22 protein-coding genes are annotated in these 26,401 nt (G+C 73.0%); 10 read left to right on the top strand and 12 right to left on the bottom strand.

From position 1 onward, the window contains the following. Nucleotides 1-799: 799 nt before the first annotated feature. The 6 genes from IDM40_RS14165 to IDM40_RS14140 all read left to right on the top strand — a co-directional run bounded on the left by IDM40_RS14165 (nt 800) and on the right by IDM40_RS14140 (nt 7,256). On the top strand, nt 800-1,801 hold the full coding sequence (locus IDM40_RS14165; protein ID WP_193122462.1) for a glycerophosphoryl diester phosphodiesterase membrane domain-containing protein: 1,002 nt from the start codon (nt 800-802) through the stop codon (nt 1,799-1,801). Then, nucleotides 1,798-2,439 carry a DUF4129 domain-containing protein gene (locus tag IDM40_RS14160; protein ID WP_193122461.1) on the top strand — a complete coding sequence of 214 codons (642 nt, stop codon included), beginning with the start codon at nt 1,798-1,800 and terminating at the stop codon, nt 2,437-2,439. The genes IDM40_RS14165 and IDM40_RS14160 overlap by 4 nt, the downstream gene beginning before the upstream one ends. Further along, entirely contained in the window at nt 2,436-3,581 is a 1,146-nt protein-coding gene (locus IDM40_RS14155; RefSeq protein ID WP_193122460.1) for a DUF4350 domain-containing protein, read from the top strand. The genes IDM40_RS14160 and IDM40_RS14155 overlap by 4 nt, the downstream gene beginning before the upstream one ends. A 58-nt stretch (nt 3,582-3,639) precedes the next feature. Continuing rightward, nucleotides 3,640-4,626 (top strand): AAA family ATPase, encoded by a 987-nt coding sequence (locus IDM40_RS14150; RefSeq protein WP_193122459.1) that lies wholly within the window; start codon nt 3,640-3,642, stop codon nt 4,624-4,626. Then, a complete protein-coding gene (locus tag IDM40_RS14145; protein WP_193122458.1) occupies nt 4,626-5,924 on the top strand; it encodes a DUF58 domain-containing protein in 1,299 nt (432 codons plus the stop codon). Before IDM40_RS14150 ends, IDM40_RS14145 begins: the two co-directional genes overlap by 1 nt. A 126-nt stretch (nt 5,925-6,050) precedes the next feature. After that, on the top strand, nt 6,051-7,256 hold the full coding sequence (locus tag IDM40_RS14140) for an ATP-binding protein (protein WP_193122457.1): 1,206 nt from the start codon (nt 6,051-6,053) through the stop codon (nt 7,254-7,256). Nucleotides 7,257-7,278: 22 nt separating this feature from the next. Here the strand turns inward: IDM40_RS14140 and IDM40_RS14135 are convergent, their stop codons facing one another. Continuing rightward, on the bottom strand, nt 7,279-8,286 hold the full coding sequence (locus IDM40_RS14135) for a stage II sporulation protein M (protein ID WP_193122456.1): 1,008 nt from the start codon (nt 8,284-8,286) through the stop codon (nt 7,279-7,281). Nucleotides 8,287-8,402: 116 nt separating this feature from the next. Here IDM40_RS14135 and IDM40_RS14130 point away from each other — a divergent pair, with 116 nt between their 5' ends. Further along, entirely contained in the window at nt 8,403-9,275 is an 873-nt protein-coding gene (locus IDM40_RS14130; protein WP_328807024.1) for an RDD family protein, read from the top strand. A gap of 38 nt (nt 9,276-9,313) precedes the next feature. Here the strand turns inward: IDM40_RS14130 and ahcY (IDM40_RS14125) are convergent, their stop codons facing one another. After that, nucleotides 9,314-10,576: an adenosylhomocysteinase gene (gene ahcY / locus IDM40_RS14125; protein WP_193122455.1), complete on the bottom strand. Its 1,263-nt coding sequence runs from the start codon at nt 10,574-10,576 to the stop codon at nt 9,314-9,316. Between the two features lie 16 nt (nt 10,577-10,592). Further along, entirely contained in the window at nt 10,593-12,029 is a 1,437-nt protein-coding gene (gene ahcY, locus IDM40_RS14120) for an adenosylhomocysteinase (protein WP_193122454.1), read from the bottom strand. 129 nt (nt 12,030-12,158) lie between these two features. On the opposite strand from ahcY (IDM40_RS14120), the gene IDM40_RS14115 reads away from it, so the two are divergent. Then, nucleotides 12,159-12,581: a MerR family transcriptional regulator gene (locus tag IDM40_RS14115; protein ID WP_193122453.1), complete on the top strand. Its 423-nt coding sequence runs from the start codon at nt 12,159-12,161 to the stop codon at nt 12,579-12,581. Nucleotides 12,582-12,753: 172 nt separating this feature from the next. Beyond that, a complete protein-coding gene (locus IDM40_RS14110) occupies nt 12,754-13,881 on the top strand; it encodes a hypothetical protein (protein WP_193122452.1) in 1,128 nt (375 codons plus the stop codon). A gap of 36 nt (nt 13,882-13,917) precedes the next feature. On the opposite strand, the gene IDM40_RS14105 is transcribed toward IDM40_RS14110, so the two are convergent. From IDM40_RS14105 to IDM40_RS14090, 4 genes are all read right to left on the bottom strand, one after another. Continuing rightward, nucleotides 13,918-15,291 carry a serine/threonine-protein kinase gene (locus IDM40_RS14105; protein ID WP_193122451.1) on the bottom strand — a complete coding sequence of 458 codons (1,374 nt, stop codon included), beginning with the start codon at nt 15,289-15,291 and terminating at the stop codon, nt 13,918-13,920. A gap of 159 nt (nt 15,292-15,450) precedes the next feature. Further along, complete coding sequence (locus tag IDM40_RS14100) at nt 15,451-15,627, bottom strand: Trm112 family protein (RefSeq protein WP_193122450.1); 177 nt, start codon at nt 15,625-15,627, stop codon at nt 15,451-15,453. Between the two features lie 74 nt (nt 15,628-15,701). After that, nucleotides 15,702-17,054 carry a phosphomannomutase/phosphoglucomutase gene (locus IDM40_RS14095; protein ID WP_193122449.1) on the bottom strand — a complete coding sequence of 451 codons (1,353 nt, stop codon included), beginning with the start codon at nt 17,052-17,054 and terminating at the stop codon, nt 15,702-15,704. Nucleotides 17,055-17,132: 78 nt separating this feature from the next. After that, on the bottom strand, nt 17,133-17,498 hold the full coding sequence (locus IDM40_RS14090) for a DUF3499 domain-containing protein (RefSeq protein WP_193122448.1): 366 nt from the start codon (nt 17,496-17,498) through the stop codon (nt 17,133-17,135). A gap of 231 nt (nt 17,499-17,729) precedes the next feature. On the opposite strand from IDM40_RS14090, the gene IDM40_RS14085 reads away from it, so the two are divergent. Continuing rightward, complete coding sequence (locus IDM40_RS14085; protein ID WP_193122447.1) at nt 17,730-18,116, top strand: metallopeptidase family protein; 387 nt, start codon at nt 17,730-17,732, stop codon at nt 18,114-18,116. Between the two features lie 66 nt (nt 18,117-18,182). Here IDM40_RS14085 and IDM40_RS14080 read toward each other — a convergent pair whose 3' ends face one another. From IDM40_RS14080 to IDM40_RS14060, 5 genes are all read right to left on the bottom strand, one after another. Beyond that, nucleotides 18,183-18,407 (bottom strand): hypothetical protein, encoded by a 225-nt coding sequence (locus tag IDM40_RS14080; protein ID WP_193122446.1) that lies wholly within the window; start codon nt 18,405-18,407, stop codon nt 18,183-18,185. After that, nucleotides 18,404-20,023 (bottom strand): TRAFAC clade GTPase domain-containing protein, encoded by a 1,620-nt coding sequence (locus tag IDM40_RS14075; RefSeq protein WP_193122445.1) that lies wholly within the window; start codon nt 20,021-20,023, stop codon nt 18,404-18,406. The genes IDM40_RS14080 and IDM40_RS14075 overlap by 4 nt, the downstream gene beginning before the upstream one ends. Next, nucleotides 20,024-22,462, bottom strand: coding sequence for a GAP1-N2 domain-containing protein (locus IDM40_RS14070; RefSeq protein ID WP_193122444.1), 2,439 nt, complete (start codon nt 22,460-22,462; stop codon nt 20,024-20,026). It abuts the gene before it with no gap. 1 nt (nt 22,463) lies between these two features. Next, nucleotides 22,464-23,558, bottom strand: a complete 1,095-nt coding sequence (locus tag IDM40_RS14065) for a zinc ribbon domain-containing protein (protein ID WP_235997581.1) — start codon at nt 23,556-23,558, stop codon at nt 22,464-22,466. A gap of 123 nt (nt 23,559-23,681) precedes the next feature. Next, a complete protein-coding gene (locus IDM40_RS14060) occupies nt 23,682-26,384 on the bottom strand; it encodes a fibronectin type III domain-containing protein (protein ID WP_193122442.1) in 2,703 nt (900 codons plus the stop codon). Nucleotides 26,385-26,401: the final 17 nt, after the last annotated feature.

Here is a 26,401-nt window from a genome sequence, read left to right as displayed (position 1 = left end):
GGAACACTCAAGCGGCGTCTTGGTCGGTGCCCTTGCTCCCCGGCGGGGGAACTGCTTTCGTACGTACTGGATCCACTCTGCCACCTGTGCGGACGGTGGGGAGCGGGGTCACAGGTATCGGGTACCCGTCCGACCGGATCCGGCCGTTCAGCGGCGCCCGAGCTCACCGGCGGACCGGGGCGCGGATCGAGGCTGACTTGGCCTGTAGATAACAGAAAGCATACAAAAGGAATGAAGTGCGTCGGCTCTCTCCCGAAGCACCCGACCGTGCGTGGAATCGCCGGAACCGGCCGGTAGGTTGGGTTCCGGTGCCGTGAGAACCACGTGACCTCGTTCGCGCAGCGTAACCGAAGCCTCAGGGAGGGCGGCCCACATGAGCCACGAGGACGACCGCAGGGGCGGCCCGGAGGAACCCGGTGGGCCCGGCGGGTGGTCGGCGCCCGGGAGCGGCTGGTCGGCCCCCGGCGGCGGGAACCCGCAGGGACCGCCTCCCGGCCACGGAGGGCAGCAGGGCCCACCCCCGGGGTACGGACCTCCCCAGGGACCGCCTCCCGGATACGGGCCTCCCCAGGGGCCTCCCCCCGGGTACGGACCGCCGCCCGGCCAGGGGGGACAGCCTCCGCAGGGCCCTCCCCCCGGATACGGACCGCCCCAGGGTCCGCCTCCCGGGTACGGGGGTGAGCAGGGGCCGCCTCCGGGGCACTGGGCTCCCCAGGGCCCGCCGCCCCCTGGATACGGAGGCGCGTACGGGCAGCAGTATCCCCAGGGCGGGGGCGGCCAGCCGCTCAAGCCCGGGGTCGTGCCGCTGCGCCCGCTCGGCCTCGGCGACATCCTCAACGGCGCCTTCACCCTGATCCGCAACCACCCGGCCACCACGCTCGGTCTGGCGTTCGTGGTCATGGGGATCGCGGCCATCATCTCGACCCTGCTCAGCAGCGGGTTCCTCGCCGAGTACGAGCGCTCGATCGAGCAGATGGCGACCGGCCAGATCTCCCCCGACGACCCGCCGGAGATGCCGTTCACCCCCGGCTCGTTCGCGCTGGTGATGCTGGGCGGTGTCGTCAGCTACCTCGCCGTGACGATCCTGACCGCGCTGCTCACCTCGGTGGTGGGCATGGCCGTGCTCGGACACCGGTACACCGTCGCGCAGACCTGGGCCGTGGTGCGCGGGCGCATCGGGGCGGTCATCGGCCTCTCGATCGTGCAGTACCTCATCCACATCGCGCTCGCGATGGTGATGCTGGTCGTCACCGTGCTGGGCGTCATGCTCGGCGTCTTTCTGGGCGTGACCGGCAACGAGATGGCCGGCGGCCTCGTCGCGGTGGTCACGGTGCTGCTCGGTCTCGCGGGTGGTTTCGCGCTCTTCGTGTGGATCTCCGTGCGCATCTTCCTGGCCATGCCGATCGTGGTCCTGGAGCGCATCGGGCCCATGAGCGCACTCGCCCGTTCCTGGCGCCTCACGCAGGGCAATTGGTGGCGGATGTTCGGCATCGTGCTGCTCACCATGATCATCGTGCTCGCGGTCGCCCTGGTGCTGAGCATCGCGCTCGGCCTGCTCACGCTGATCCCGACGCTGGCCGCCGGGGATGCCGACTGGGGCATGACCGCGGCCAACGCGGTCGGTGTGCTCGTCGAGGCGATCACCTACAGCATCACCACGCCGTTCCTGGCCGCCGTCACCACGCTGCTCTACATCGACCTGCGCATGCGCCGTGAGGGCCTGGACCTGCGCCTGCACCGGGTCGCCCAGCAGGGTACGGCCGTCGGACCCGAGATCTACCGCCCGGAGCAGCCCGCGTGACAGCCCCGAACGCCCCCTCCCCGGACGTCACCGGGGAGGAGGGCCGCCGACGCGCGTTCGAGGAACTCGGCGATCCCGTGTACGGCGACCGCGAACCCTCCCTCGTCGACCGTTTCGTGGAGTGGTTGTCCGGACTGATCGACGACCTCCTCCAGCTCGGCGACGGCCTGCCCGGCGGCTGGTGGGTGCTGGGGCCACTGTTGCTGGTCGTGGTACTGGCCGTGCTGGGGCTGGTGCTCGTGGTGTTCCTGCGCCCGGGCCGCAACCGCAGGTCCGCGGCGCCCGTGCACACCGAGTCCAAGCGCACGGCGGCCGAACACCGGTCCGCCTCCGAGCGGCACGAGGGCTCGGGGCACTACTACGACGCCGTCGTGGAACGCATGCGCGCGGTCGACGTCGACCTGGAGGAGCGGGCGCTGATCACCCCGTCCGCCGGGCGCACCGCCACCGAACTGGCCGCCGAGGCGTCCCGGAACCTGCCCGACCAGGCCGGACGGCTCTCCGAGGCTGCAGGGCTGTTCAACGGCATCGTGTACGGCCGCACCGAGGCGACCGTCGGGTCGGCCCGCACCATGCGTGAGCTCGACGACCACCTGCGCGCCGCGCGACCGACCCCCGCCGAGGAGGAGCGACGATGAGCACCCCGGAAACCGGGTGGCGCCGCGTGTGGCGGGCCGGCCGGATCCCCGGCGCGGTCCTGATCGTGCTGGTCGTGGTCGCGGTCCTGGCCTCGCTCGGCGACGACCAGTTCCCCCAGGGCCACATGGAGCCCGGAAGCGTCGACCCCGAGGGCGGGCGCGCGCTCGTGGAGACCATGCGCGAGGACCGGGACGTGCACGTCGTGCGTTCGGCCGGTGACGCCGAGGAGGCCCTGGGCGAGGCCGGAGGCGACGCGGTGCTGACCGTCTTCCTCGACCACCGGATGGAGCCCGGCGAGGTGCGGACGCTGGCCGATCTCGAGGTCGACACCGTGCTCGTGCAGCCCACGTTGCAGACGCTGGGCGAGTTCGCGCCCGGGGTCGACATGAGTGGGCGCACCGAGTCGGACGAGACCCTGGACGCCGCGTGCGACCTCCCCGCGGCCGAGGCCGCCGGGCCCGCCGACGTGGCAGGCGAGGTGTACGACGCGGCGCCCGGGCAGGCCTCCACGGAGTGTTACGCGGCCGCCGCGGGTTCGGCCGTGATCCAGGTCGAGCACGGCGCCGCGACCACCACCGTCGTGGGCACCGACCACTTCATGACCAACACCGAGCTCCCCGACGAGGGCAACGCCGCGCTGGCGATGAACCTCATGGCCGCCGAGGACGTGGTGTGGCTGCGCCCCGAGCCGCACGTGCCCGAGGACAGCGCCACCCTGGCCGAGCTCCTCCCGCAGGGCCTGCGCTGGGCCGCGGTGCCGCTCGCGGCCGCGCTCGTGCTGCTGGCGCTGTGGCGCGGGCGCCGCCTCGGGGCCCTGGTTCCGGAGTCGCTGCCGGTCGTGGTGCGTGCCTCCGAGACCACCGAGGGCCGCGCCGGGCTGTACCGCTCGCGCAGGGCACGGGACCGGGCGGCCGCCGCGCTGCGGACCGGGTTCCTGGACCGTGTCTCCGGCAAGCTCGGCCTGCGTCCGGACGACCCCCCGGAGACCGTGGTCTCCGCGCTCGCCGCACGGCTGGGTGAGGACCCGGCTCATGTGGGTGCGCTCCTGTACCCCGATCACCCCGACCCGTACGCGGGCGGCGACGAGGCGCTGAACCGGCTCGCGGAGGAGCTGGACGAGCGGTCGCGGAGGCTGCGGTGATCCCGGCCGGTACTCCACACGCTGCAACCGACAGGTATTCGAGAGAGGTGGGCCGCACGTGAGCGCCCTGACACCCGACGAGGGACTGCCCTCCGCCGACGAGGCACGAGAGGCCCTGACCGCTCTGCGCCACGAGGTCGCCAAGGCGGTCGTGGGGCAGGAGGAGACCGTGACCGGCATGGTGGTGGCGCTGCTGTGCCGGGGCCACATCCTCATGGAGGGTGTGCCCGGTGTCGCCAAGACGCTGCTGGTGCGCACCGTCTCCGAGGCCCTGTCGCTGGACCACAAGCGGGTGCAGTTCACCCCGGACCTCATGCCGGGCGACGTGACGGGTTCGCTCGTCTACGACCAGCACACGGCGAAGTTCGAGTTCCACAAGGGGCCGGTCTTCACCAACCTGCTGTTGGCCGACGAGATCAACCGGACCCCGCCCAAGACGCAGGCCTCGCTGCTGGAGGCCATGGAGGAGCACCAGGTGACGGTGGAGGGCGACCCGATCGCGCTCCCGGAGCCGTTCCTGGTGGCGGCGACGCAGAACCCGGTGGAGTACGAGGGCACGTACCCGCTGCCGGAGGCACAGCTCGACCGGTTCCTGCTCAAGGTGACGGTGGGGCTGCCCCAGCGGGCCGCCGAGGTCGACATGCTGGGCAGGCACGCCGCGGGCTTCGACCCCGGCGACCTGGCCGCCGCGGGGGTGCGGGCGGTCGCGGGCGCCCGTGAGCTGCGGGCCGCACAGAACGCCGTGGAGCACGTGCACATGGCCCCGGAGGTGCTGGGTTACATCGTGGACCTGGCCCGGGCGACCCGGCAGTCGCCGTCGCTGCAGCTGGGTGTCTCGCCCCGCGGTGCGACCGCGCTGCTGCGTACGAGCCGGGCGTGGGCGTGGCTGTCGGGCCGCGACTACGTCACCCCGGACGACGTCAAAGCGCTCGCCAAGGGCACCCTGCGGCACCGTGTCACGCTGCGCCCCGAGGCGGAGCTGGAGGGCGCGACCGCCGACGGGGTCCTCGACGGTGTGCTCGCTTCCGTCCCGGTGCCGCGCTGATGGTGGTCACCGGCCGGTCGGTGGTCCTCGCCCTGCTCGCGGTCGGGGCGGTGCTGGTCTCCGGCCAGATCAGTCCGCAGGTCACGGCGGCCGCGCTGGCCGTGGTGGCGGCCCTGCTGGTGCTGGACGTGCTGCTCGCGGCGAGCCCGCGGGCGATGCGCCTGACACGGGAGGGCGACACGTCGGTGCGGTTGGGTGAGTCCGCGGCGCTGTCCCTGGTGCTGCACAACCCGACGCGGCGGACCCTGCGCGGGCGTGTGCGCGACGCGTGGCCGCCGAGCGCGCACGTGGAACCGCGGTCGGCGCCGGCGCACGTGGCCGGCGGCGAACGGCGGCGGTTCGGTGTGACGCTGGCCCCGACCCGGCGGGGCGACGCCCGTGCCGCGGGGGTCACCGTGCGCACGATCGGTCCCCTGGGCCTGGCGGGCCGCCAGCGCACCCTGTCCGCGCCGTGGACCGTGCGTGTGCTGCCGCCGTTCCACAGCCGCAGGCACCTCCCCGGCAAGCTCTCGCGGCTGCGGGAGCTGGAGGGGCAGCACACCGCGATGGTGCGCGGACAGGGCAGCGAGTTCGACTCCCTGCGCGACTACGTGCGCGGCGACGACGTGCGTTCCATCGACTGGCGCGCGACCGCCCGCAACGACGGCGTCGTGGTGCGCACGTGGCGTCCGGAGCGGGACCGGCGGATCCTGATCGTGCTCGACACCGGCCGCACCTCCGCGGGCCGGGTGGGCGACACCCCGCGCCTGGACCACTCCATGGACGCGTCCCTGCTGTTGGCGGCGCTGGCCGGGCGTGCGGGGGACCGCGTGGACTTCCTGGCCTACGACCGCCGCGTGCGCGCCCAGGTGCGGTCCGGGGGCAAGGGAAGCCAGATCCAGCAGCTGGTCTCGGCGATGGCCCCGTTGGAGGCGGCGCTCGTGGAGTCCGACCCGGCGGGCATGGCCGGGACCGTCATGGCGCAGGGGCGCTCGCGCAAGCTCGTGGTGCTGATGACCGACCTCAACGCGGCGGCGCTGGAGGAGAGCCTGCTCCCCCGGCTGCCCGCGCTGACCTCGCAGCACTTGCTGCTGGTGGCGTCGGTGCGCGATCCCGCGGTCGACGCGATGGCCGAGGAGCGCGGCACCCCGGAGGCGCTGTACCGGGCGGCCTCCGCCGAGCGCACCCTCGCCGAGCGGCGGCGGGTGACGTCGGAGCTGCGGCGCATGGGCGCCGAGGTCGTCGACGCCGGGCCCGAGCACATCGCGCCCGCGTTGGCGGACGCCTACATCAACCTCAAGGCGCAGGGGCGGTTGTAGCCCGAGCTCTACCGCTCCTCCGTGCGGTGGCCGCGGCACCCCGGTCGCCGGGGGTCGCGGCCACCGTTCTCCACAGCGGGACGGAAGCGTCTTCCGCGCGGCCCCAGGGTTGGGCACCATGGATGCATGCCCCCTCGTGATCCGTATCTGAGCACCATCTCCCGGGCAACCGTGCACGGCCCGCTCCTCCGCGCCCGGGACATCCACGACGCCGCCGACGCGCCCGCCCCGGGTCGCCCGGAGGTCCGCCTCGACCCGCCCCGCACCACGACCGCGGTCCGGGGACGCACGCGGCTGCTCGGGGAGCTCACCGCGGCGATGGACGCGGGCGCGCCCGTCCCACACGTCCTCGCAGGCCCGCACGGGGTCGGCACGACCACGGTGGCCGCCGCGCTGGCCCAACGCGCGAAGGCCGACGGTCGGCGGGTGTTCTGGGCGCGCGCGGGTGACGTCTCCACCGGACTGCTCGAGGCAGCGGTCGAGGTGGGCGGGTCCCCGTCCGAGGCCGAGCGCGTGCGCGATTCGCCCCAGCGGGCGGCGCGCTGGGTGTGGCGGCAACTGGACCGCGCCCCCGAACCCTGGCTCCTGGTCCTCGACAACGCGGACCGCCCCGAGGAGATCGATCCCCACCACCGCCCGGGGGATCAGGTGGGCTGGTTGCGGACGAGCCCCGCCGGGTTCGTGCTGGTGACGAGCCGCGTGGACGACCCGGCTCTGTGGGCTCCGGCCCGGATGCACTCGGTCGCCGAGCTCGACAGCGCGGCCGCCGGTGCGGCGCTTGCCGACCACGCCGGGGAGGAGGCCCTGCCGGGCGCCGAGGAGCTCGCCGAACGCCTGGGCGGGGTCCCGTTGGCGCTCACCCTGGCCGGCCGGATCCTGGCCTCCCACCGGGTGCTGTTCCCCGACGCACGTGCCCTGTGCAAACGCCTGGACGAGGACGGGCTCGAGCCCCCGGACGGGCCGTTGTGCGAGGGCCGGTCCCTGCTCTCCGGGATCTGGGACGTGGCGCTCGACCTGGTGTCGCGGCGGGAACCGAAGGCGCCCGCGCTCCTGCGCCTGCTCGCGGTCCTCGGCAGCGAGGGCACACCCGTGCCCCTGGGCCGACTGGACCCGGGTTTCCTGCGGGACGAACCCCTACCCCTGAACGACCGGCCCGAGCTCGCCCGCACCGTCAACGCGCTCGTCGTGCACGGCCTGGTGTCGGTGGACGACGGCGGGGCGGCCATCGACCTGCGGCTGCACCCGCTCGTCTCGGAGACCCTGCGTGCGCAACCGGAGCGGTGCGCCCCGTTCCACGCACTGGCCGACCGCATAGTGGCCGCGCAGGGATGACCGGTCCCGGGTAGGGGGTGCCTCAGGCGGCGACGGGCGCGGTCTCGGGGGCGTTGCGGATCTCCCCCGTCTCGCCCTCCTCGTGGGCGCGCTTGCCGACGGTGTAGACGTACAGCAGGAACAGGACCTCCGCGGCGATGCCGATCGCCAGCCCCACCGGGGTGGAGATGTGGCCGCGCACCATGTTCCCGGTCACCAGCCCTTCGATGAGACCGCTGGCGAACAGCACCACGACCAGCCCCAGCGCCACGGCCATGGCGGCACGGGCCTCCGCGCCGAACGCCACCAGGCGGGTGCGTTCGCCGGGCGAGATGATCGTCCAGCCGAGCTTGAGCCCCACACCGCCGGCGACGAAGACCGCGGTCAGCTCCAGGAGCCCGTGCGGCAGGATCAGGGAGAAGAACTCCTCCCCGCGCCCGTGCACGATCATCATCCCGCCGGACGACCCGATGCCCGCGCCGTTGACGGCGAGCACCCCGATGGTCGGCAGGGCGAGGAAGGCGCCGAAGATGATGGCCTGCGCGGCGACCCAGGCGTTGTTGGTCCACACCTGGGCGGAGAACGAGGCCCCGGGGTTCTCGGCGTAGTAGTTGGCGAAGTCGTGCTCGACGTACTGCCGCATCGCCTCGGGGGTCTGCATCGCGTTCAGCACTTCGGGGTTGAGCACGACCCAGGCGCCGGAGACGAAGGCGACGAGCAGCGTTCCCAGGCTCGCCCCGATCCACCACCAGCGCAGGCGGTAGAGGGTGCCGGGGAACGTGCGGGTGAAGAAACCCGTGAACTCGCCCCAGGAGGAGGAGTGCGCGCCGGTCACCGCCGATCGGGCGCGGGCCACCAGCGCCGACAGCCGGGCGACGAGGTTGGGGTCCTGGCCGCCGGAGCGCACCACCGACAGGTGGGTGGAGACACGCTGGTACAGGTCGACCAGCTCGTCGATCTCCGCGCCCGAGAGCGAACGCCGCCGCCGGATCAGCTCGTCCAGTCGCTTCCACTCCTGGGCGTGTGTCGCCGCGAACACGTCGATATCCACGCTCCGGACCTTACTCGATGGGCACCGGGGCATGTCCCCAGGACGGAACGGGGTGCCCGGTGGGCGGGTAGTGTCGTGGGAGACGTGCGCCGCAGAGCCCGAGGGAGCGTGAGTTGGTGTCCTATCCCGGCGGTGGCCCGGTCCACGACGACCCCTACGGGTCGACACCCCTGGTCACCGGGGACGCCGTGGTCCTCGAACTGCGGCCCGCGGGGTTCGCGACGAGGGCCGTGGCCCTGTTCATCGACGTGCTCGTGCAGGTCATCGCGCTGCTGGCGCTGACGATGCTCGGGTCGTGGATCAGCACCGGCCTGGACGACGCGGCGATGGCCGCCATGTCCCTGGGTGTGACGGTCCTGGTGATCGTGGGGTACCCGGCGGCGTTCGAGACGCTCTCGCGCGGCCGTTCCCTGGGCAAGCTCGCGCTCGGCCTGCGTGTGGTGGGCACCGACGGGTCGCCGGAACGCTTCCGGCAGGCGCTGGGCCGCGCGCTCATGTCCGTCGTCGAGGTGTGGATGACCATGGGCACGGTCGCCCTCATCACCTCGCTGGTCAACCGCGACGGCCGCCGCCTGGGCGACTTCGTGGCCGGAACGACCGTGGTGGAGGAGCGCACCGGGCGCCGCCGCAACGAGACGATCAGCATGCCCCCGCAGCTCGAGGGCTGGGCCGCCAACGCCGAGCTCTCCGGGCTCTCCACGGACACGGCCGCGGACGCACGCCAGTACGTGCTGCGCTACGACGAGCTGGCCCAGCACACCCGGCACGAGCTGGGCATCGAGCTGGCCGAGGCGGTCGCCGCGCAGATCAGCCCGCCCCCGCCCCCGGGCACCTCGCCGCCCTACTTCCTGGCGGCGGTGCTGGCGGAGCGGCGCAGGCGCGGGATGGGCACCGAGCTCGAGAGCAACGGGGTGTGGACCCACGGCGGCGCGTGGAACGGGCCCCGTCGGGGATTCGGCCGACGCGGTCCCGGTAACAGCCTCTACTGACCCCGGCTCCGCCCTCCGGTCCGGCGGTTCCCGGTCGCTCAGACGTGCCAGGACCTCAGGTAGGACTCCTGCTCCGGGGTGAGACTGTCGATGCCGACCCCGAGCGCGGCCAGTTCGAGCCGGGCGACCTCGGTGTCGGTGGTGTCGGGGACCTCCACGACGCCGGGCTCCAGTTCCCCGTGGTGCTCGGCGAGCCAGGCCGTGGTCAGGGCGTGCACCGCGAAGGACAGGTCCATGACGGCGGCCGGGTGGCCCTCGGCGGCGCCCAGGTTGACCAGTCGGCCCTCGGAGAGCAGCAGCAGGCGCCGGCCGTCGGCGAGCACGTACTCGTCGGCCTGTTCGCGCACGCCCGGGTTGACCTCGACCGCCATGCGCGCGAGGGAGTCCAGGTCGATCTCGAGGTCGAAGTGGCCGGAGTTGGCGAGCACGACGCCGTCGCGCATCCGCGCCAAGTGCCGGGCGCCGATGACGTCGCGGTTCCCGGTGACGGTGACGAAGACGTCCCCCATGGGCGCGGCCTCGTCCATGGTGGTGACGGTGTAGCCCTGCATGACGGCGTCCAGGGCCTTGACGGGGTCGACCTCGGTGACCACGACCCGCGCGCCCATGCCGCGGGCCCGCTCGGCGAGGCCGCGGCCGCAGTACCCGAACCCGGCGACGACCACGGTGCGGCCGGCCATCAGGGCGTTGGTGGCGCGCAGGATCCCGTCGATGGTGGACTGCCCGGTCCCGTAGCGGTTGTCGAACATACGCTTGGTGGCGGTGTCGTTGACCGCGACGATCGGCAGCCGCAGTTCGCCCTCCGCGCTCATGCGCCGGAGCCGGATCACACCGGTGGTGGTCTGTTCGCAGCCGCCCATCACGTCCGCGAGCAGGTCGGGACGGGCCAGGTGCACCGTGTTGACCAGGTCGCACCCGTCGTCGAGCAACAGGTGCGGCCGTGACTCCAGCACGGTGACGAGGTTGCGGTCGTAGGCGGCGGTGTCCATCCCGGCCCAGGCGTACACGGAGACGCCGTACTCGGTGACGAGCGCGGCGGCGGTGTCGTCCTGGGTGGAGAGCGGGTTGGAGGCGGCCAGCCACACGTCGGCCCCGCCCGCGCGCAGCGCGCGCAGCAGGTTCGCGGTCTCGGCGGTCACGTGCATGCACACGGCGACGCGCAGCCCCTCCAGGGGGCGTTCCTCCGCGAAACGTTCGCGCACGCTGCGCAGGACCGGCATGGAGCGTTCGGCCCAGTCGACCCGGCGGACCCCGGCCCGGGAGAGGCCGAGGTCCGCCACCTCGTGTGAGGGCAGTGTCATCTGCTCGCGGGTATCCCTAGTAGCGGTAGTGCTCGGGCTTGTAGGGGCCGGCGACGTCGACACCGATGTACTCGGCCTGCTCCTTGGTGAGCGTGGTGAGCTCGACGCCGAGGGCGTCCAGGTGCAGGCGGGCGACCTTCTCGTCGAGGATCTTCGGGAGCGTGTAGACGCCCGTCGGGTACTCGTCGGTCTTGGCGTACAGCTCGATCTGCGCGATCACCTGGTTGGTGAAGCTGTTCGACATCACGAAGCTGGGGTGGCCGGTGGCGTTGCCCAGGTTGAGCAGGCGGCCCTCGGACAGCACCAGGATCGACTTGCCACCGGGGAAGGTCCACTCGTGGACCTGGGGCTTGATCTCCTTCTTCTTGATGCCCTCGACCTTCTCGAGGCCGGCCATGTCGATCTCGTTGTCGAAGTGGCCGACGTTGCCGACGATGGCCTGGTGCTTCATGCCCGCCATGTGCTCGGTCATGATCACGTTGAAGTTGCCGGTGGTGGTGATGAAGATGTCACCGGTCTCGATCACCGACTCCAGGGAAGCGACCTGGTAGCCGTCCATGGCGGCCTGGAGGGCGTTGATCGGGTCGATCTCGGTGACGATGACCCGGGCACCCTGGCCGCGCAGGGACTCGGCGGAGCCCTTGCCGACGTCGCCGTAGCCGCACACGACGGCGATCTTGCCGCCGATGAGGACGTCGGTGGCGCGCATGATGCCGTCCGGCAGCGAGTGGCGGATGCCGTACTTGTTGTCGAACTTGCTCTTGGTGACCGAGTCGTTGACGTTGATCGCCGGGAAGGACAGCGTGCCCTCGCGCTGCATCTCGTACAGGCGCAGGACACCGGTGGTGGTCTCCTCGGAGACACCCTTGATGCCCTGGGCGATCTTGGTCCACTTGCCGGAGTCCTTCTGCAGGCTCTTCTGCAGGAGGGTCAGGACGACCTGGAACTCCTCGGCGTCCGCGGTGGACGGGTCCGGGACCGCACCGGCCTTCTCGAACTCGGCACCCTTGTGGACGAGCATGGTGGCGTCGCCGCCGTCGTCGAGGATCATGTTGGGGCCTTCAGCACCGGGCCAGGTCAGGGCCTGCTCGGTGCACCACCAGTACTCCTCCAGCGTCTCGCCCTTCCAGGCGAAGACCGGCACGCCCTTGGGGTCGTCCGGGGTGCCGTCGGGGCCGACCACGGCGGCGGCCGCGGCGTGGTCCTGGGTGGAGAAGATGTTGCAGCTGACCCAGCGCACCTCGGCACCGAGGGCGACCAGGGTCTCGATGAGGACGGCCGTCTGCACGGTCATGTGCAGCGAGCCCATGATGCGGGCGCCACGGAGCGGCTTGCTGTCCCCGTACTCGGCGCGGGTGGCCATGAGGCCGGGCATCTCGTGCTCGGCGAGGCGGATCTCGTCGCGGCCGAACTCGGCCAGGGAAAGATCGGCGACCTTGTAGTCGAAAGCCATGCGTTCCTCACTCGTGACTCGTGCTGGCAACCCCGAGTCTAGAGCCGTGGAGCGCTCCACAGCACAAACCTGACGTTCGGTTGTCAGATTTGCGACCGTGGGGACTGGCGTTGGGTTAGGGTCGCGTGCATGGCGGCCAGCGACAACACCCCGTTCCCGAACGCACCGGTGCAGGACGCGTCCGGCGCGGTCCCGATCTCCGCCGCGGCCGACCGCGTGGGCAGCACGGCGCGCATGCTCCGCTACCGGGAGGCGCTGGGACTGCTCCCCCGGACCCAGGAGTCGCCGACCGGGCGCGGACACCGGCACCGGCGCTTCACCGACGAGGACCTCCACACGATCGGGGCCGGCATGGAACTGGAGCGCGAGCTCGACATCCCCCCGGCCGCGCTGGCGTTCGCGCTGCGGGTGCTGGCCGAGCCGGAGCTGCTGACCCGGGTGCGGCGCCACGGCGAACGCCTGGGCCGCCTGACCGCCGCCCCGGCACGCGCGATGGACTTCGAGAAGCAGAAGGCGATGCGGTTGCTGCACGAGGCCCGCCCGCGGCCCTGACGGCGGGGATCTTGCTGCCAGAGCCGACTTCGGCGCCGAGAGTGGCTCCAGTAGCAAGATCCTCGACGCACACCGGCGTCGCCGGGTTGACCGGGGGCCGCGGCCGGTCGCGGACACCCGTTCACGTCCCGGGCAGGTTTTGGCAAAGTGACCACGGGCTACGGACAGGAACGTGGATACGCTACGCGGCGACGCGACCTCGCAGACCATCGAAGGGCACCTGCGCCCGGACCTCGATGACCTCGACCGTCTGCGTGCGGTCTGGGCCGAGCACCGGGGCCCGCGGGAGGAACGCTCCCGGGCCCGCAGGGAGCTGGCCCGCCGCAGGGCGTTCGACCTCGGGGGCGGGCCGGAGCTGGCCGACCTGCTGGAGGCCACCGCCGCGGAGGAGATGTCCGGTCCCGCCCTGACCCCGGACTACGTCGCCGAGCTGGCCGCGCGCGCCGCGTCGCTGCCCGGGACCGCGGGCCGCTGTCCGCCGCTGGACGGGGCCGGCGCCGCCGGTGTCGCGCGCGCGGCAGGCGCGCCCGGACATCCGGTCGTGCGCGCCGTGCACACGTACGTCACCTGCGTGGACGCGCTGACCGGAGCCGATCCCGAGCGGGCCGGCGAAGAACGGGGATGGGCTCTGCCGTGGGTCCTGGCGTCCCTGGTGCTGCAGCGGGCCGACTTCCCCCCTCTGGTTCCCGACGCGGGGGTGCCCGCGTGCACCGGGGCGGGGGGATCCCGCCGTGTCGACCTGTGCGCCCGCCATCTGGGACGGCTGGTGGCCACGTCCCTGCGCACCGAGCTGAGCCGGTTGCCGTCCCACCCGGGACCGTCCCCCGCATCGGCGCCGCCGCTGGCCGCGGCGACCCACCGCCGGGCCCTGGAATACCTGCGCGACCGGCGGGGACCCCTGCTGCAGGTGCTGGGATCGCTCGACGACGGCGCGAGCGCGGACGTGCACGCGGGCAGTGCGCCGCAGCCCTCTCGGGAGGTCGGCGCTCCCCCGGAGCGGGCCCTGCTGTCACCCGGTGCGCCCCACTGGTGGGCCTGCCTGGCGCTGGGCGTGGGTGAGACCGCCCTGGTGCTGTACGTGATCGTGCAGGAGGTCGGCCCCTCCAGCACGGGTGTGCTCGCGGTGACGGCGGACGCGCGTCTGACCACCGGCGAGGGGGTGCGCGAGGCCCCGCTGATGTCCGACGTCGACGGGGTGACCGTGATGCCCAACGACTCCGCCGACGAGCGGTGGCCCCTGGTGCGCGACCTCGTCGACGAGGCCCTGTCGCGGTCGATGGACCAGCTCACCCGGGCCTGAACGGGGATCCGGCGCGCGAGGGGCTCCCGGCTCCGCTCAGCCGCTCAGCGCGACCAGGGCCAGGACCAGCAGCAGGATGACGATGGTGATGAGCACCGCCGGGATCACCCAGCTCTGCTGCAGGAGCGAGTCCTCCTCGACCGGGGCCGGCACCGGCTGCTGGGGCGTCGGCCGGGCGTAGGTCTGGTTCGGGTTCATCCCGCCCATGTGCGTCCCGTGCGGGGGCGGGGTCGTGGGCCCCGCGTACGGGTTCCCCTGCATGCCGTGGCGCGGGTCGGACGTGCCCGGGGGCGGACCGGCGAACCCGGGCTGCGGGTTCGAGGTCCCGGGGTGCGGTCCGAAACCGGGCTGGGGGTTCGACGTGCCCGGGTGGGGGCCGAACCCGTGGCGCGGGTCGGAGGTCATCGGGGGCTGCCCGGGCTGCCCCATGCCCTGCCGGGGGTCGGAGGTCATGGGCGGCTGCCCGCCCGTGGGGTACTGCTGCGGCTGGTACGGCGGCGCGGGCGGGAACGCGGTCTGCCCGCCGGTGAAGGTGCCCGTCTGCGCGATCTGCTCGCCCTGCTTGACCGCCTCGTCGGTGGAGCGCGCCGGTTCGTCCGGCCCGTCGTGGCCGAGCAGGCGCATGAGCAGGGTCTGCGCGTTGGGCCGGTTCTGCGGGTTCTTGTCCAGGCACGTCTCGACGATCGGGCGCAGGTTGTCGTCGAGCCCGTCGAGGTCCGGCGGCGCGGTGACCACACGGTGCACGACCGCGGGCACGGTGTCGGAACCGAACGGGGCCCGCCCGGTGGAGGCGAACGCCATGACGCAGCCCCACGCGAAGATGTCGCACTTGTCGGTGATGCCGCGGCCCTCGATCTGTTCGGGCGCCATGTAGGACGGCGTTCCGACGATCGAGTTGGTCATGGTGGCGGTGCCGTCGTCGACCCGGGCGATGCCGAAGTCGATGACGCGGGGCCCGTCCGGGCCCAGGAGCACGTTTCCGGGCTTGAAGTCGCGGTGCACGATCCCGGCCTTGTGGATGGCCACCAGGGCCGTGGCCGTCGAGACCGCCAGGCGCTGGAGCCGGCTGCCGCGCTGGGGACCGCCGCGGGAGACGGTCTCCTGCAGGTCCTTGCCGGGCACGAACTCGCTGACGACGTAGGGCGGGTCGTCGTCGAGCTGTGCGTCGATGATCGCCGCCGTGCAGAACGAGGCGACCTTCTGGGCGGCGCTGACCTCCTTGACGAACCGCTTGCGCAGGTCGGCGTCCTCGGCCCACTGGTCGTTGAGGACCTTGACCGCGAACTCCTCGCCGTCGCGGTCCTCGGCGAGGTAGACCACCCCCTGGCCACCCTTGCCGAGCCGGCCGGTCACGCTGTAGTCACCGAACGCCGAGGGGTCGCTCGGCATGAGCGCTTGGGGGCCGGCCATCGGTCTCCTCCAGGGAGGTCGTCGTACTACGGGGGCGGGGACCAGGGTAAGGGGCGTCCGGGGCACGGCCGGGCCCGCGCCCGGTCGGTCCGGAAGGGGTGTCCCCTCCTGGCGTACCCGATATGACTACCGGAACGTCGGTTCCGTTCCACCCGACCCTCAATCGATACGTCGCGCCTCGTCGACCAGCAGGACCGGGATGCCGTCGCGGATCGGGTAGGCGAGCTTGCTCTCGTCGCAGACCAGCTCGTCGGTCTCCGGGTCGTGGCGGAGCGGGGCCTGGCTCTGGGGGCAGGCCAGGATCTCGAGCAGCCAGCCGTCGATCTTCGTGCTCATGGGTTCTCGTTCCTCGTCTCGGTGTGCGGGTGCGGGCGCGGCGCAGGGCCACGCCGCTCCCCCATCATGCCTGGTCAGGCGCGCACAATCGCCAGGACCCGGTCGCGCAGGGCCGCGACCCCGGTGTCGTCGGGCGCCTCGACGTTGAGCCGGAGCAGCGGCTCGGTGTTGGAGGCGCGCAGGTTGAACCAGGAGCCGTCGGGCAGGGTCACGCTGAGCCCGTCGAGGTCGTCGACGGTGATCCCCTCGTGCCCCTCGTAGGCCTCACGGACCGCGGCCATGCGGCCGGCCGCGTCGTCGACCTCGGAGTTGACCTCCCCGGAGGCGGCGTACCGCGTGTACTCCCGCGTGATCTCCGACAGGGGGCGGGTCTCGGTGCCCAGGACCCGCAGGACGTGCATCGCCGCGAGCATACCGGTGTCGGCCCGCCAGAAGTCGCGGAAGTAGTAGTGGGCGGAGTGCTCCCCGCCGAAGATCGCGCCGGTCTCGGCCATGGTCGCCTTGATGAAGGAGTGCCCCACGCGCGTGCGCACGGGGCTGCCGCCCTTCTCGGCGACGATCTCGGGGACCGCCTGCGAGGTGATGAGGTTGTGGATGACCGTGGCGCCCGGTTCGCGCTCCAGTTCCTGGGCGGCCACCAGCGCGGTCACGGCCGACGGAGGCACCGGCTCGCCGCGCTCGTCCACCACGAAGCACCGGTCGGCGTCGCCGTCGAAGGCCAGTCCGATGTCGGCGCCGCTCTCGCGCACCTTCGCCTGCAGGTCGACGAGGTTGTCGGGGTCGAGCGGGTTGGCGGGGTGGTTCGGGAACGTGCCGTCGAGCTCGAAGTACAGCGGCACGATCTCCAGCGGCAGCCCCCGCCCGAGCACGGTGGGGACTGTGTGCCCGCCCATGCCGTTGCCGGCGTCCACGGCGACCTTGAGCGGGCGGATGCCGGAGAGGTCGACGAGGCCGCGCAGGTAGTCGGCGTACCCCTGCAGGAGGTCGCGGCGGGTCACGGTCCCGGCCGGGCCGTCGTGCTCGGGGACTCCCTTCTCCGCGAGGCGGCGGATCTCGTCGAGCCCGGTGTCGGCGCTCATGGGTGCCGCCCCGGCCCGGCACATCTTGATGCCGTTGTACTGGGCCGGGTTGTGGCTGGCGGTGAACATCGCACCGGGCAGGCCCAGCTCGCCCGAGGCGTAGTACAGCAGGTCGGTGGAGCCGAGGCCGGCGTCGACCACGTCCACGCCCTGGCCGGTGACGCCCTCGGCGAAGGCCGCGGTCAGCTCGGGGGAGGACGGACGCATGTCGTACGCGACGACCACGGCGTCGGCGTCCACCACACGGGCGAAGGCGGCGCCGACGGCGCGCGCGACCCCGGTGTCGAGGGTGTCGGGCACGACGCCGCGGACGTCGTAGGCCTTGAAGATGCTTGCGAGATCAGCCACGTCTTCTCCGGTTCTCCGGTGGGTCCTGGGGGCCGGGTGCGCGGTACAAAGCTAGCAAGCGCGCGGGACGGGCGGCGTTCAGGACTGCCGGGGCGGCTGTTGGTCCGAACGCACCACACGCAGGTGTCCGCGGCGAGTGGGGTCCTCGCCCTCGGGTTCGGTCTGCGCAGGGGGGCGCGCCGCCTCACGTACAGCGTCGGCGAGGGCCTCCAGGTCGTCACTGCCGGGGCCACCGCCGACCGCTTCGACCGGGAGCCTGACGACCTCCCACCCCCGGGGGGCGGTCAGCCGGTCGGCGTGCATGGCGCACAGGTCGTAGCAGTGCGGCTCGACGTAGGCGGCGAGCGGACCGAGGACGGCCGTCGAGTCGGCGTAGACGTACGTGAGCGTGAATACGGCGGGCTGCCTGCACGCGGTGCGGGAACAGCGTCGAACATGGCTCACAGCCAACGACTGTATGCCCTTCCTCAAGGACACGCCAGCATCACCCCATATCCGGAACCCGTTCAGGGACGGAGGGCCCGCGCCTTCCACCCCGTTCAGCACACCCGCGGGGCCCGTCCGGGTGCCGGATCCCGGCAGTGCGGGGGCCGGGAGGGGCTACGCGCGAGCCCGCCGATGGCTTAGTCTCGGAGTGTGCGACGAGTGCGCCTATCCAGTGGCCAACCAGACCGTGTGCGGCGAAGGGACCGCCGAGGACGAGGTATCCGCGGCCCTCTCGTCCCCGCCGACCTGCCGGTTTTCCGGAGCCGAGCGCAGGCGTTCGACGACCTCGTCCTGGACGCGGTCGAACGCCTGGAACGCTTGTGGTCCCGTGAGCTGGCCAATGTCGACTTCCTCGTGGAAGACGTCCCCCCGGTGCCGCCCATGGCGGAGACGATCCCCTTCTCCCGGCTGGAGACCGACCCCGACGGCCGGTCCCGCATCGTGGTGTACCGGCGCCCGGTGGAGATCCGCACCAAGGACCCCGACGAGATGGCCCTCCTGGTCCACGACACCGTCGTGGAAGAGGTCGCCAACCTCCTCGGGGTCGAGCCGGAGTCGGTCGACCCCGAGGGCTGACCGCGGGCCCTGCGCCCCGGGAACACGGCGCCCACACTGCGCCCGGAGAACACTGCGCGCGGCCGGTCAGTCGTTCCAGGGCCAGGGCCAGGAGATCAGGCTCGCCACCCGGTGTTGGAGGTCGAGCAGGCCGCCCCAGAAGTCTTCCCACAGCCTCTCCGCGTTGCCGTCGGTGCTCCCCCACACGACGAGGGCGACGGCGCCGGCGAGCACGAGGACCACGTGCACCGCGGTCCACGCGTTGCGGAGCCGCCGGTGCATCAGCGGGAGGCCGTCCTCCATCCCGGTCATGCGTTCCTCGCTTCCCCGGCCGGGGCCGTCTCCGGTTCCGGCAGCACGGCCATCCGCCGGTCGGCGACCCTCAGGGCCCGGTCCAGGACCTGGACGGGGTGCGAGGGGTCGGTGCCCTCGCGGGATCCGAGCGAGTCCACGGTGTAGTAGTCCACGTTCCGGAAGTCCCCGTTGATCCGCCGCACGAGCCTGTGTCCTCCGTGCGCCCGCAGCCACTCCTTGACCGAGGCGCCGTTCCCGGGGTCGAGAGCGTCGACCGTGCCCGGGATCCTCCGCAGGACGTCGAGCTTGGTCAGCACCACGCACAGGTGTTTGGGCCCCAACGCCACACCCTCGGCCCGGAGCCGGTCGACGACGGCGGCGTAGGCGCCCTCCTGGTCGCCCTGGGCGAGCGGCACGGTGTCCTCCTCCCCCGCCCTCCGGAGCTGCTCCTTCACCTCGGGCAGGGCCAAGGGGTCGAGCACGAACAGCAGTGTGCTCGCCGTGTCGATGTAACCGAGGCTCTGCGAGCGTTCCCAACCGACGAAGTTCTCCCCGGCCGCGTCCATGATCTGCATCTCGATGTCGGTTCCCCCGAGGGACAGGACGAGCGGGATGCCCTCGGGCCGGTCCTCCCAGGCGGTCTTGCCCACCCGTCGGCCGGAGAAGACGGAGGCGCGGGAGGTCTTCAGGAAGTCCTCGGCCACGGGGGAGATCGGGGTGAGCGAGCCGGACACCGACCGGGCACGGTCCCGCAGCTCGACCACTCCGCTGGTCAGGAACTGGGACTTGCCCGCACTGACCGCACCGATGACCGGCAGCGGCAACACCTGGCGGGTCCCGCTGCCGTCCGGGGCGTCGGTGTCGCAGAAGGGGCAGACGGTGACCAGGCGCGCGGCGGCCCTGCCGACCGTCGCCGGGATCCGGGTCCCGCACCCGCACTGGCGGTGCACGATGCCGAGGGGGCCGGGGCGCACGTCGTTGTGGATGGTGGTGCAGGAGCGGCCGGGGCACCGGTAGCTCGGCACGACCGTGACGCGGTAACAGCTGACACAGCGCAGGTCGGCGCCGATGCTCCTGCGGACCAGGTGGTCGTACCAGCGGTAGGCCAGGACACCGGCCGCCTGGCCGACGAGGACCAGCGCGCCCAGGACGCCCATCACCAGGTACCAGGTCAGGACGGACGCCCACAGGCCCAGCGCGAACCCGATCTGGGCGGGGAAGAACACCACGCCCGTGACCCACCAGCCGAAGATCGAGGCCAGGGAGGACAGTCCGATGCGTTTGCCCGCCGCCAGGACCGCGTCGGCGTCCCGCCTGGCCTGGTGGGGGATGTAGACGGGCCAGGCGCGGTCCCAGCCGAGGTACTTGGCGTGCCCGCGGGGGGCCTTGCCCAGCACCCGGCCCTCCACCACCGCGTCGGGGGTGGCGATCGCGGGTGTCTCCTCCGTCCTCCCGGCGAGCACGCTCGGGGGCAGGAAGACACCGCGGACCACACCGCCCACGATCCCGCCGAAGAAGAGCAGGATCCAGCCGACGAGGATCAGCGCGACGGCCCGCACGAGCAGGGCCAGGGCCAGCCACACGAGCCAGATGGCCAGGACGATGGCCAGGATGATGAGGATGAGCTGCGGCATCTACGCCCCTCCTCCGCCCCTGCCCCGGCCCCCGTCCTGGCCCGGGTCCTGACCCTGGGCCGGCCCCTTGCCCCTGACCCTGTCCTTGGCCCACGAGAGGACGCCGCCGGATCTGCGCCCCGCCTCGCCCGGCCGTCCGCGCGGGCCGGCGTCCAGTTCCTTGCGGATCCAGGGGGCGCTCCTCCTGGCCTCCTCGACCAGTGCCGGGCGCAGTTGCCGGATCCGTGCCAGGGCGGCCTCGGCGGCCCCGGCGGTCTTGCGGTCGGGGTCGGAGCGCAGGCTCACCGCGTGGCGGACCGCCTCGGGGTCGCCCTCCTTCTCGGCAAGGACCACCAGGCGGGCCCGCAGGGCGGCGGGGCCCCAGGGGTTGACCGCGATGGAGAGCCGGGCCCTGGTCTCGGGGTCGCGGGCGTGCAGCAGCAGCTGTCCGACGCGGGGCAGCAAGTACCGGGCCACCGGGCTCACCCGGGACAGGTCGGGGTCGGGCGCCGAGTCTCCTCCGTCCCGCACCTGGACGAGCGCGGCGTCGAGGTCGGCGCAGGCTCGGGCGTGGTCGGCGGAGAGGTCGGCCAGCCAGGGCTCCGGAGCGTCCGTGAGCGCCTCCAGGAGCGGGCCCCAGTCGGCCGTGTCCCGGTCGGTGGCCGTGTCGGACCTGCGGGTGCCGCCCAGGGCCGCGGACAGGGACCGGATCAGGTCGGCGGAGTACCCGTGGCGGGAGATCCAGGCCGCCCACAGAGCGGGGTCCTGCTCCACCGGGGCATCGGCCAGGACCCAACCCCACGCCTCGGCCGGCACGGACAGCGCGGAGGTGACCGCGGCGCGGCGTTCGGCCACGGGCAGGCGGCCGATGCGGGCGGCCTGCACCCAGCCGCGCAGTTCTGGGGCGTCGGCCTCTTGTGCCAGGTAGTCCCAGTCGCCGCGGCGCACGGCGGCCACGGTCGCGTGTTCCCCGGCCGTGCAGGCGCCGGCCAGGTGGCGGGAGACCGCCGTGGCCGCCTCCGGCCCGGCGAGCCAGTATTTCCACCGGCCCCGCCCGAGCTCCGGGTCGCCCGCCCACAGGCCCGCGAGCCCTTCGGCCGCGTCTGCACGCCGTTCCTGCGGCACCGGGGCCCCGATGACCCGGGCGGCGTCCAGGAGGTCGGGCAGGGCGTCCCGCGACGACGAGGCGAGCACGGTGTCCAGAAAGGCGCCGGCGGCCGTGCGCTCCTCCTCCGATGCCCACTCCAGCGGTTTCTCGGCCCGGCACAGTTCCCGTGCGAACGCCGTCGTGTGTTCGGGTGCGGCGGCGAGCGCTTCGAGCACCGGTACGAGCACCCCGCACGCGACGTCGTCGAGCCCCAGCGTGTGGGTGCTGTGGACCGCGCGTCCGGCCAGGGCGAACTCCTCGGCACTGGACGGACCGTGGGTGACGGCCACCTCGCCCAGTTCCTCCCCGTACAGGGCCAGGTCGTCCTCCTGGCCGGCCCCGGCGAGCCCGTCGATCGCCGAGACCGCGGTGCGCCACGCCCGGGCACCGCCGGTGTCCGCCCCGGGGACCGCGACGATCCGCGCCGCATCGAGCGAGGCGCCCGGGCCGAGCGCGGGTTCCCACCGGCGTGCGGTCTCCACGGCGCTGAGCGCGTCGGCGGCGTCGTGTGCGAGGAACAGCTCCGCCCGGGCCCGCGCGGCGTCGCTCGGTTCGACGTCGGGCACCGTGCGCCCCATCAGGTCCAGCACGTGCGCCGAACCCGGGTCGACCGCGCCGAACTCGGGGCTCACCCCCACCAACGCGGCGTCGGCGCGCCAGGGGTCGTCGACCAGCGCCCGGAACCGGAGCGTGTGCGCGCGTTCCGGGTCGAGGAAGAGGGTGCCCAGCGCGATCCACCGCATCACCGTGTCGAGGTCGGTGTGCACCAGCACCGCCTTGACCGGTTCGGGCCCGGCCGCCTCGTCGACCATCGTCAGGAAGTGCGGGAGAACCCGCGCCGCCCACTCGTCCTGCACGACCAGGTCCCGGAGGGCGTCCGCCTCGAACTCGGGGCGGATCTCGAGCGGGGTCACCCACGGTTCCAGATCCGGCCCCGGCGCCTTCCGCAGGTCCCACCGGCGGGCCCCGTAGAGCTGTGCGGGCCGGTAGGGCACGAAGTCGTCGGGGTCGGAGGCGGCGATGACCTGCGTGACCTGGTTCCCCGGGCGACCGCTGTTGGTGGTGCCGGTGGACCTGCCGAGGGCGAGGTAACTGCGCCCGTCCTCGACCGCGAACGCACACGTGGGCGGGTGGTCGAGGGGATCGTGCCCCAACGCCCACGAGGGCACCACACGGTGGAGCAGCCCTTCCCGGATGCGCTGGCGGTCCTCGCCGGTCAGGCCGGGGGAGACCGCCTGGAAGTTGAAACCGTCGACGCCGTCGATCGCCTCGCCGGACGTGACATCGGTGTAGGTCGCTACTTCGAAGGCCATGTCACTCTCCCGTCGAGGGCAGGAAACCCCGGCGCGCCATGAGCCACAGCAGCGGTTCGGCGACGCGGTGGGGCAACAGGCCGCGGTGGTTGACCCGCTGCGAGGCGTAGTCGGGTTCGGCGCCCAGGGCCGAGGCCCCGAAGAGGCGGAAGTCGGCGTAGTGCTGTTCGAGTGTGCGGATGATCTTCGCCCCTCCCCACTGCTGGATCAGCAGACCGAGGTGGTCGTGCACCGTCTGTGCCTCGGTCTCGTCGAACAGGGGGCGGCCCGAGGACGGCCGGCGCAGCGGGTGGCCCTCCTCGATCTGGTCGAAGAAGGCGTCGATCTTGGACACCACCACGGCGACGGGCTGCTTGATCTTCTTCGAGCGCCTGACCCTGCCGGTGGCCCTCAGCACGGTGGTGACCGCGTCGACGACCTCCTCCGGCCCGGTCTCCACGAACCCTGCGCCCCGGTCGGCCGCCCGCTTGCGGTTCTCCGGGAACCCGAAGGGGTCCAGCAGCAGGATCAGCCCGGAGGTGGCGCCCAGGTACCGCTGGGTCATGGCGGCGTCGGCGGTCGCGAAGTCCTCGCCGGCGTTGTCGTAGAAGGAGAAGACGGTCGAGGCGGTACGGGAGGTGCCCAGCGGCCCCTTCTTGACGTAGCGCCACGTGTAGACCGCGGGTTCCTTCTTCCCGCCGCGGTTCTCCTGGGTCTGGCCGGGGACCCTCCTGCGGGCGTCGCTCATGAGCTCGTGGTGGACCCGCAGGTCACGGGTGAGCCCGGACTTGCCGCCGGGCACGTCGATGGCCGCGTCGAAACGGTCGGCGACCGAACCGCGCAGCTCCGCGTCCAGGACCGAGAGCATGACGGTCTTGCCCGACCCGCGCACCCCGACCAGGCCGAACAGGGCCGAGTCGGACCCGTACTCGGAGGGCAGCAGTGAATGGCACTCCGGACAGACCGGCGGGCCCGGGTCGGCGCCGCAGTCGGCACAGCGGTCGACGACGCCGGCCTTGGCCGCGGTCTCCATGAGCGGGCTGTCGAAACGCTCCGGTCGGATGATCGGCCAGTAGGCGTTGGTGTCGTTGAAGTGCCTGCTGCGTGCCTCGTCCATCGCCTTCGTGCAGGGCGACCGGCCGGCCGCGTGCCGACCGGAGCAGCGGTACGCCAGCCTCCGGGGGTTGATCTCGGTGTAGCAGTACGGGCACGGGGCCGTCGCCTTGAAGAGCACCGTGTCTCAGCCTCGCATCCGGCTCGTCGGGGGGTCCTCGAGCCGGACCGCGCTTCCGGGCTCGGTGAAGAGCCGCACCCAGAAGGGTGTGGCGACCTTGCCCAGGCTCAGCTCGAAGGTGTGGGAACGTTCGTCGGCGAAGTCCAGATCTCGGCGGTCCACCACCGTGCCGTCGGTGGCGTCGCCCGGCATGAACTTGGCCTCCTTGAGCACGGTCAGGGCCCGGACCGTGCCGCGGAACTCGGGGGACTCGACGGTCACCGTCGCGGTGCCCCTGCCGCCCAGCCAGGACCGTCTGACCCGGAGGGTGTAGGACGCCGCCGGGGCGCGTCCGCCGAGGGGCACCTGCACGGGGGCGGACACCCACTCGCGGTCGGCCGTGCGCACCACCGTGGCCAGGGTGAGGCCGCTGACCGTGTGCGCCCGTGGGATCTTGACGCCGCCGCCCTCGTTGTAGGCGGTCCGCGTGACTCGGCGGGTGACCGGTTCTCCGTCGGCGTGCCAGCCGACCTCGATGACGTGGTCGCCCTCGGGCCACTGCCAGGACAGCCGGAGCCCTTCGCCCAGGCGTTCGACGGTCGGCATCCGTACCTGCGGCGCGGAACCGGTGACCTCGGGCGTGCCGACGAGGCCGCCGTCGCCGTCCGCCGTGACGGGGACCAGGAGGACGACCCCCGTGGGGGTGTCGAACTCGCGCACGGTGCGGCCGGGTGCGGTGGGCCCCGGGCGCAGGGTGATCCGGCGCCCGTGCATGCGGGCCAGCTCGGCACGGGACAGGCGGGTGCCGGGTTCGATCCGGCCGGTGACCGGCAGGGCCCACAGTTCGACGGGGTGGCCGACGACCGTGGTCCAGCTCGCCCGGTGGCCGTCGGGGGCGGCGTCCACGCGCAGGTCCTCCACCGCACGGACGGCGCCGCGCGGGGTGGCGTCGGTGCTGACCGCGGCCGACTCCCGCCGCTGCCCGCCCTCCGTCAGGTAGACGGCGGCGACGGAGAACCGGTACTTGGTCCCCGTGGTGAGCCCGGTGACGGTCAGTTCGCCGGGTTCGGCGGGGTGATAGGTCCGGCTGCTGCCGTCCGGGTCGGTGCGGGTGACGACCGCCCCGACGGCCTCGGGCGGGGTGCCCCAGGAGAGCGAGACCTGGGTGGTACCGGCGGAGGCGCCCGGGTCGGTCGGCGGCGGCAGGACCACGCAGGTTCCGGTGGCCGGGTCGGACCAGGCGGCCCCGTCGCGGGTGGCGAAGACCGAGTAACGCACGCGGGCCCCGACCGGGGGTTCCTCGTCCCGGAAGAGGGTTCCGGTGTGGCCGTCCACGAGGCGGCGGCCGTCCTGCGGGTTGGCCGGGACCCCGTCGGTGGTGCGCACCACGGCGTGGGTGACCGCCTCGTCCCCGTCGGCGTTCCAGGCCACGACGAGGCCGCGCCCCTCGATCCGCAGCGACAGGTTGGCGGGCGGCGGGGGCGGCAGCCTGCGCAGGCGCTCGCTCAGGTCGCCGTCGCGCGGGTCGACGTCCAGGGCCTCGCGCAGGGCCGCCGCGGCGCCGGGGTGGTCCCCGGCCTCGACCGCGGCGTGGTAACGCGCCAGGCTCCGGTCCTTCTTGCTCTCGGCCGCCGCGACCCGCTCGGCCAGGCGTTCCCGTGCCGCGCGCTCGTCGTCGGAGGGGTCGGGCAGGCTGTCGAGCAGCCTGCGGGCCTCGCCCAGGGCACCGTCGGCCAGGAGCTCGGCGACGTCGTCGGGGCCGAGCACCTTGCTCCCGGTCGAGAGCTTGGTGACCAGCCGGGCGGCGTCGTCCCGGTGCACACCGAGCTTGCACAGTTCTTCGTGGACCGTCACCCGCGGCAGGCCCCGCCGCAGCAGGGTCTCGGCGGCCTCGGCCACCGAGGCCAGGGCGAGGGCGTGCAGGTCGGCGGCGGAGGCACACTCGGTGAGGGCGGCCAGAGCGTTCTGGGCCGCCTGGCGGGCGCCCTCCTCGACCCGTGCCTCCTGCTGCTGCAGCAGTGCCTTGGCACGGGCGACGTCCTGCGGGCCCAGGCGGCGTGCCGGTTCCCCGTACGAGAGGCCGTCGACGACACGGATCCCGTCGGGCCGCTCGGTACGGCACACCACGTCCACGACGGTGCGGAACTCGGGGAAGCCGGTCGCAGCGCGCACCGCCGGGGGGACCCTCACCCTGGGCAGCTCGAAGTCGGGCACCACGGTGACCCCGTGGGACGAGAGCGCCGCGGCCAGGTCGCTCTCGGCCACGCTCCCCAAGCCGGTGCCGGCGGCGAGCTCGGCGACCCGGTCGGCCAGGACCACCTTGAGCGGTTGCTCCTGCGCCACGGCGCGGGCGAACCCGTCCAGCTGCGTGCGCTCGGCCCGGGTCCGGGCGGCCGCCATCCTGGACCAGAACGCGGGGTCGGCGACCTCCACGTCCTCGGACCGCCGCAACAGTTCGAGGAGCTTCTTCAACAGCTGCGCCGAGCCGCGGTTCTTGACCGCGGGGCTGTTGAAGGCCGCCTCGACACTGCCGAGGTGGCGTTCCAGGTCCGGCCCGGACATCGAGGGTTCCACGGCGAACAGCGCGGACAGGTCCAGCCGGGCCAGGGCAGAGGCCCCCTCCGTGCCCTGGAACCCCCGGATGGCCTCCTGGAGCACCGCCTTGCGGTCCTTGTCCTTCTCCAACGGGATCAGGACGCTCTTCCTGTACTGCTTGGCGTCGAACGCCACCGTTGCCTCCAGCCGGA

The sequence above is a fragment of the Nocardiopsis coralli genome, from assembly GCF_014892575.1.
Taxonomy (GTDB): Bacteria; Actinomycetota; Actinomycetes; order Streptosporangiales; family Streptosporangiaceae; genus Nocardiopsis; species Nocardiopsis coralli.
This window is presented reverse-complemented; position numbering and strand designations above follow the sequence as displayed.

Bases quoted from the DNA above. Each gene is read 5' to 3' on its own strand.
- IDM40_RS14155 (WP_193122460.1), top strand. From the start codon at position 2,436: ATGAGCACCCCGGAAACCGGGTGGCGCCGCGTGTGGCGGGCCGGCCGG.
- IDM40_RS14145 (WP_193122458.1), top strand. From the start codon at position 4,626: ATGGTGGTCACCGGCCGGTCGGTGGTCCTCGCCCTGCTCGCGGTCGGG.
- IDM40_RS14140 (WP_193122457.1), top strand. From the start codon at position 6,051: ATGCCCCCTCGTGATCCGTATCTGAGCACCATCTCCCGGGCAACCGTG.
- ahcY (WP_193122455.1), bottom strand. From the start codon at position 10,576: ATGACACTGCCCTCACACGAGGTGGCGGACCTCGGCCTCTCCCGGGCC.
- ahcY (WP_193122454.1), bottom strand. From the start codon at position 12,029: ATGGCTTTCGACTACAAGGTCGCCGATCTTTCCCTGGCCGAGTTCGGC.
- IDM40_RS14115 (WP_193122453.1), top strand. From the start codon at position 12,159: ATGGCGGCCAGCGACAACACCCCGTTCCCGAACGCACCGGTGCAGGAC.
- IDM40_RS14105 (WP_193122451.1), bottom strand. From the start codon at position 15,291: ATGGCCGGCCCCCAAGCGCTCATGCCGAGCGACCCCTCGGCGTTCGGT.
- IDM40_RS14100 (WP_193122450.1), bottom strand. From the start codon at position 15,627: ATGAGCACGAAGATCGACGGCTGGCTGCTCGAGATCCTGGCCTGCCCC.
- IDM40_RS14080 (WP_193122446.1), bottom strand. From the start codon at position 18,407: ATGACCGGGATGGAGGACGGCCTCCCGCTGATGCACCGGCGGCTCCGC.
- IDM40_RS14075 (WP_193122445.1), bottom strand. From the start codon at position 20,023: ATGCCGCAGCTCATCCTCATCATCCTGGCCATCGTCCTGGCCATCTGG.
- IDM40_RS14070 (WP_193122444.1), bottom strand. From the start codon at position 22,462: ATGGCCTTCGAAGTAGCGACCTACACCGATGTCACGTCCGGCGAGGCG.
- IDM40_RS14065 (WP_235997581.1), bottom strand. From the start codon at position 23,558: ATGGACGAGGCACGCAGCAGGCACTTCAACGACACCAACGCCTACTGG.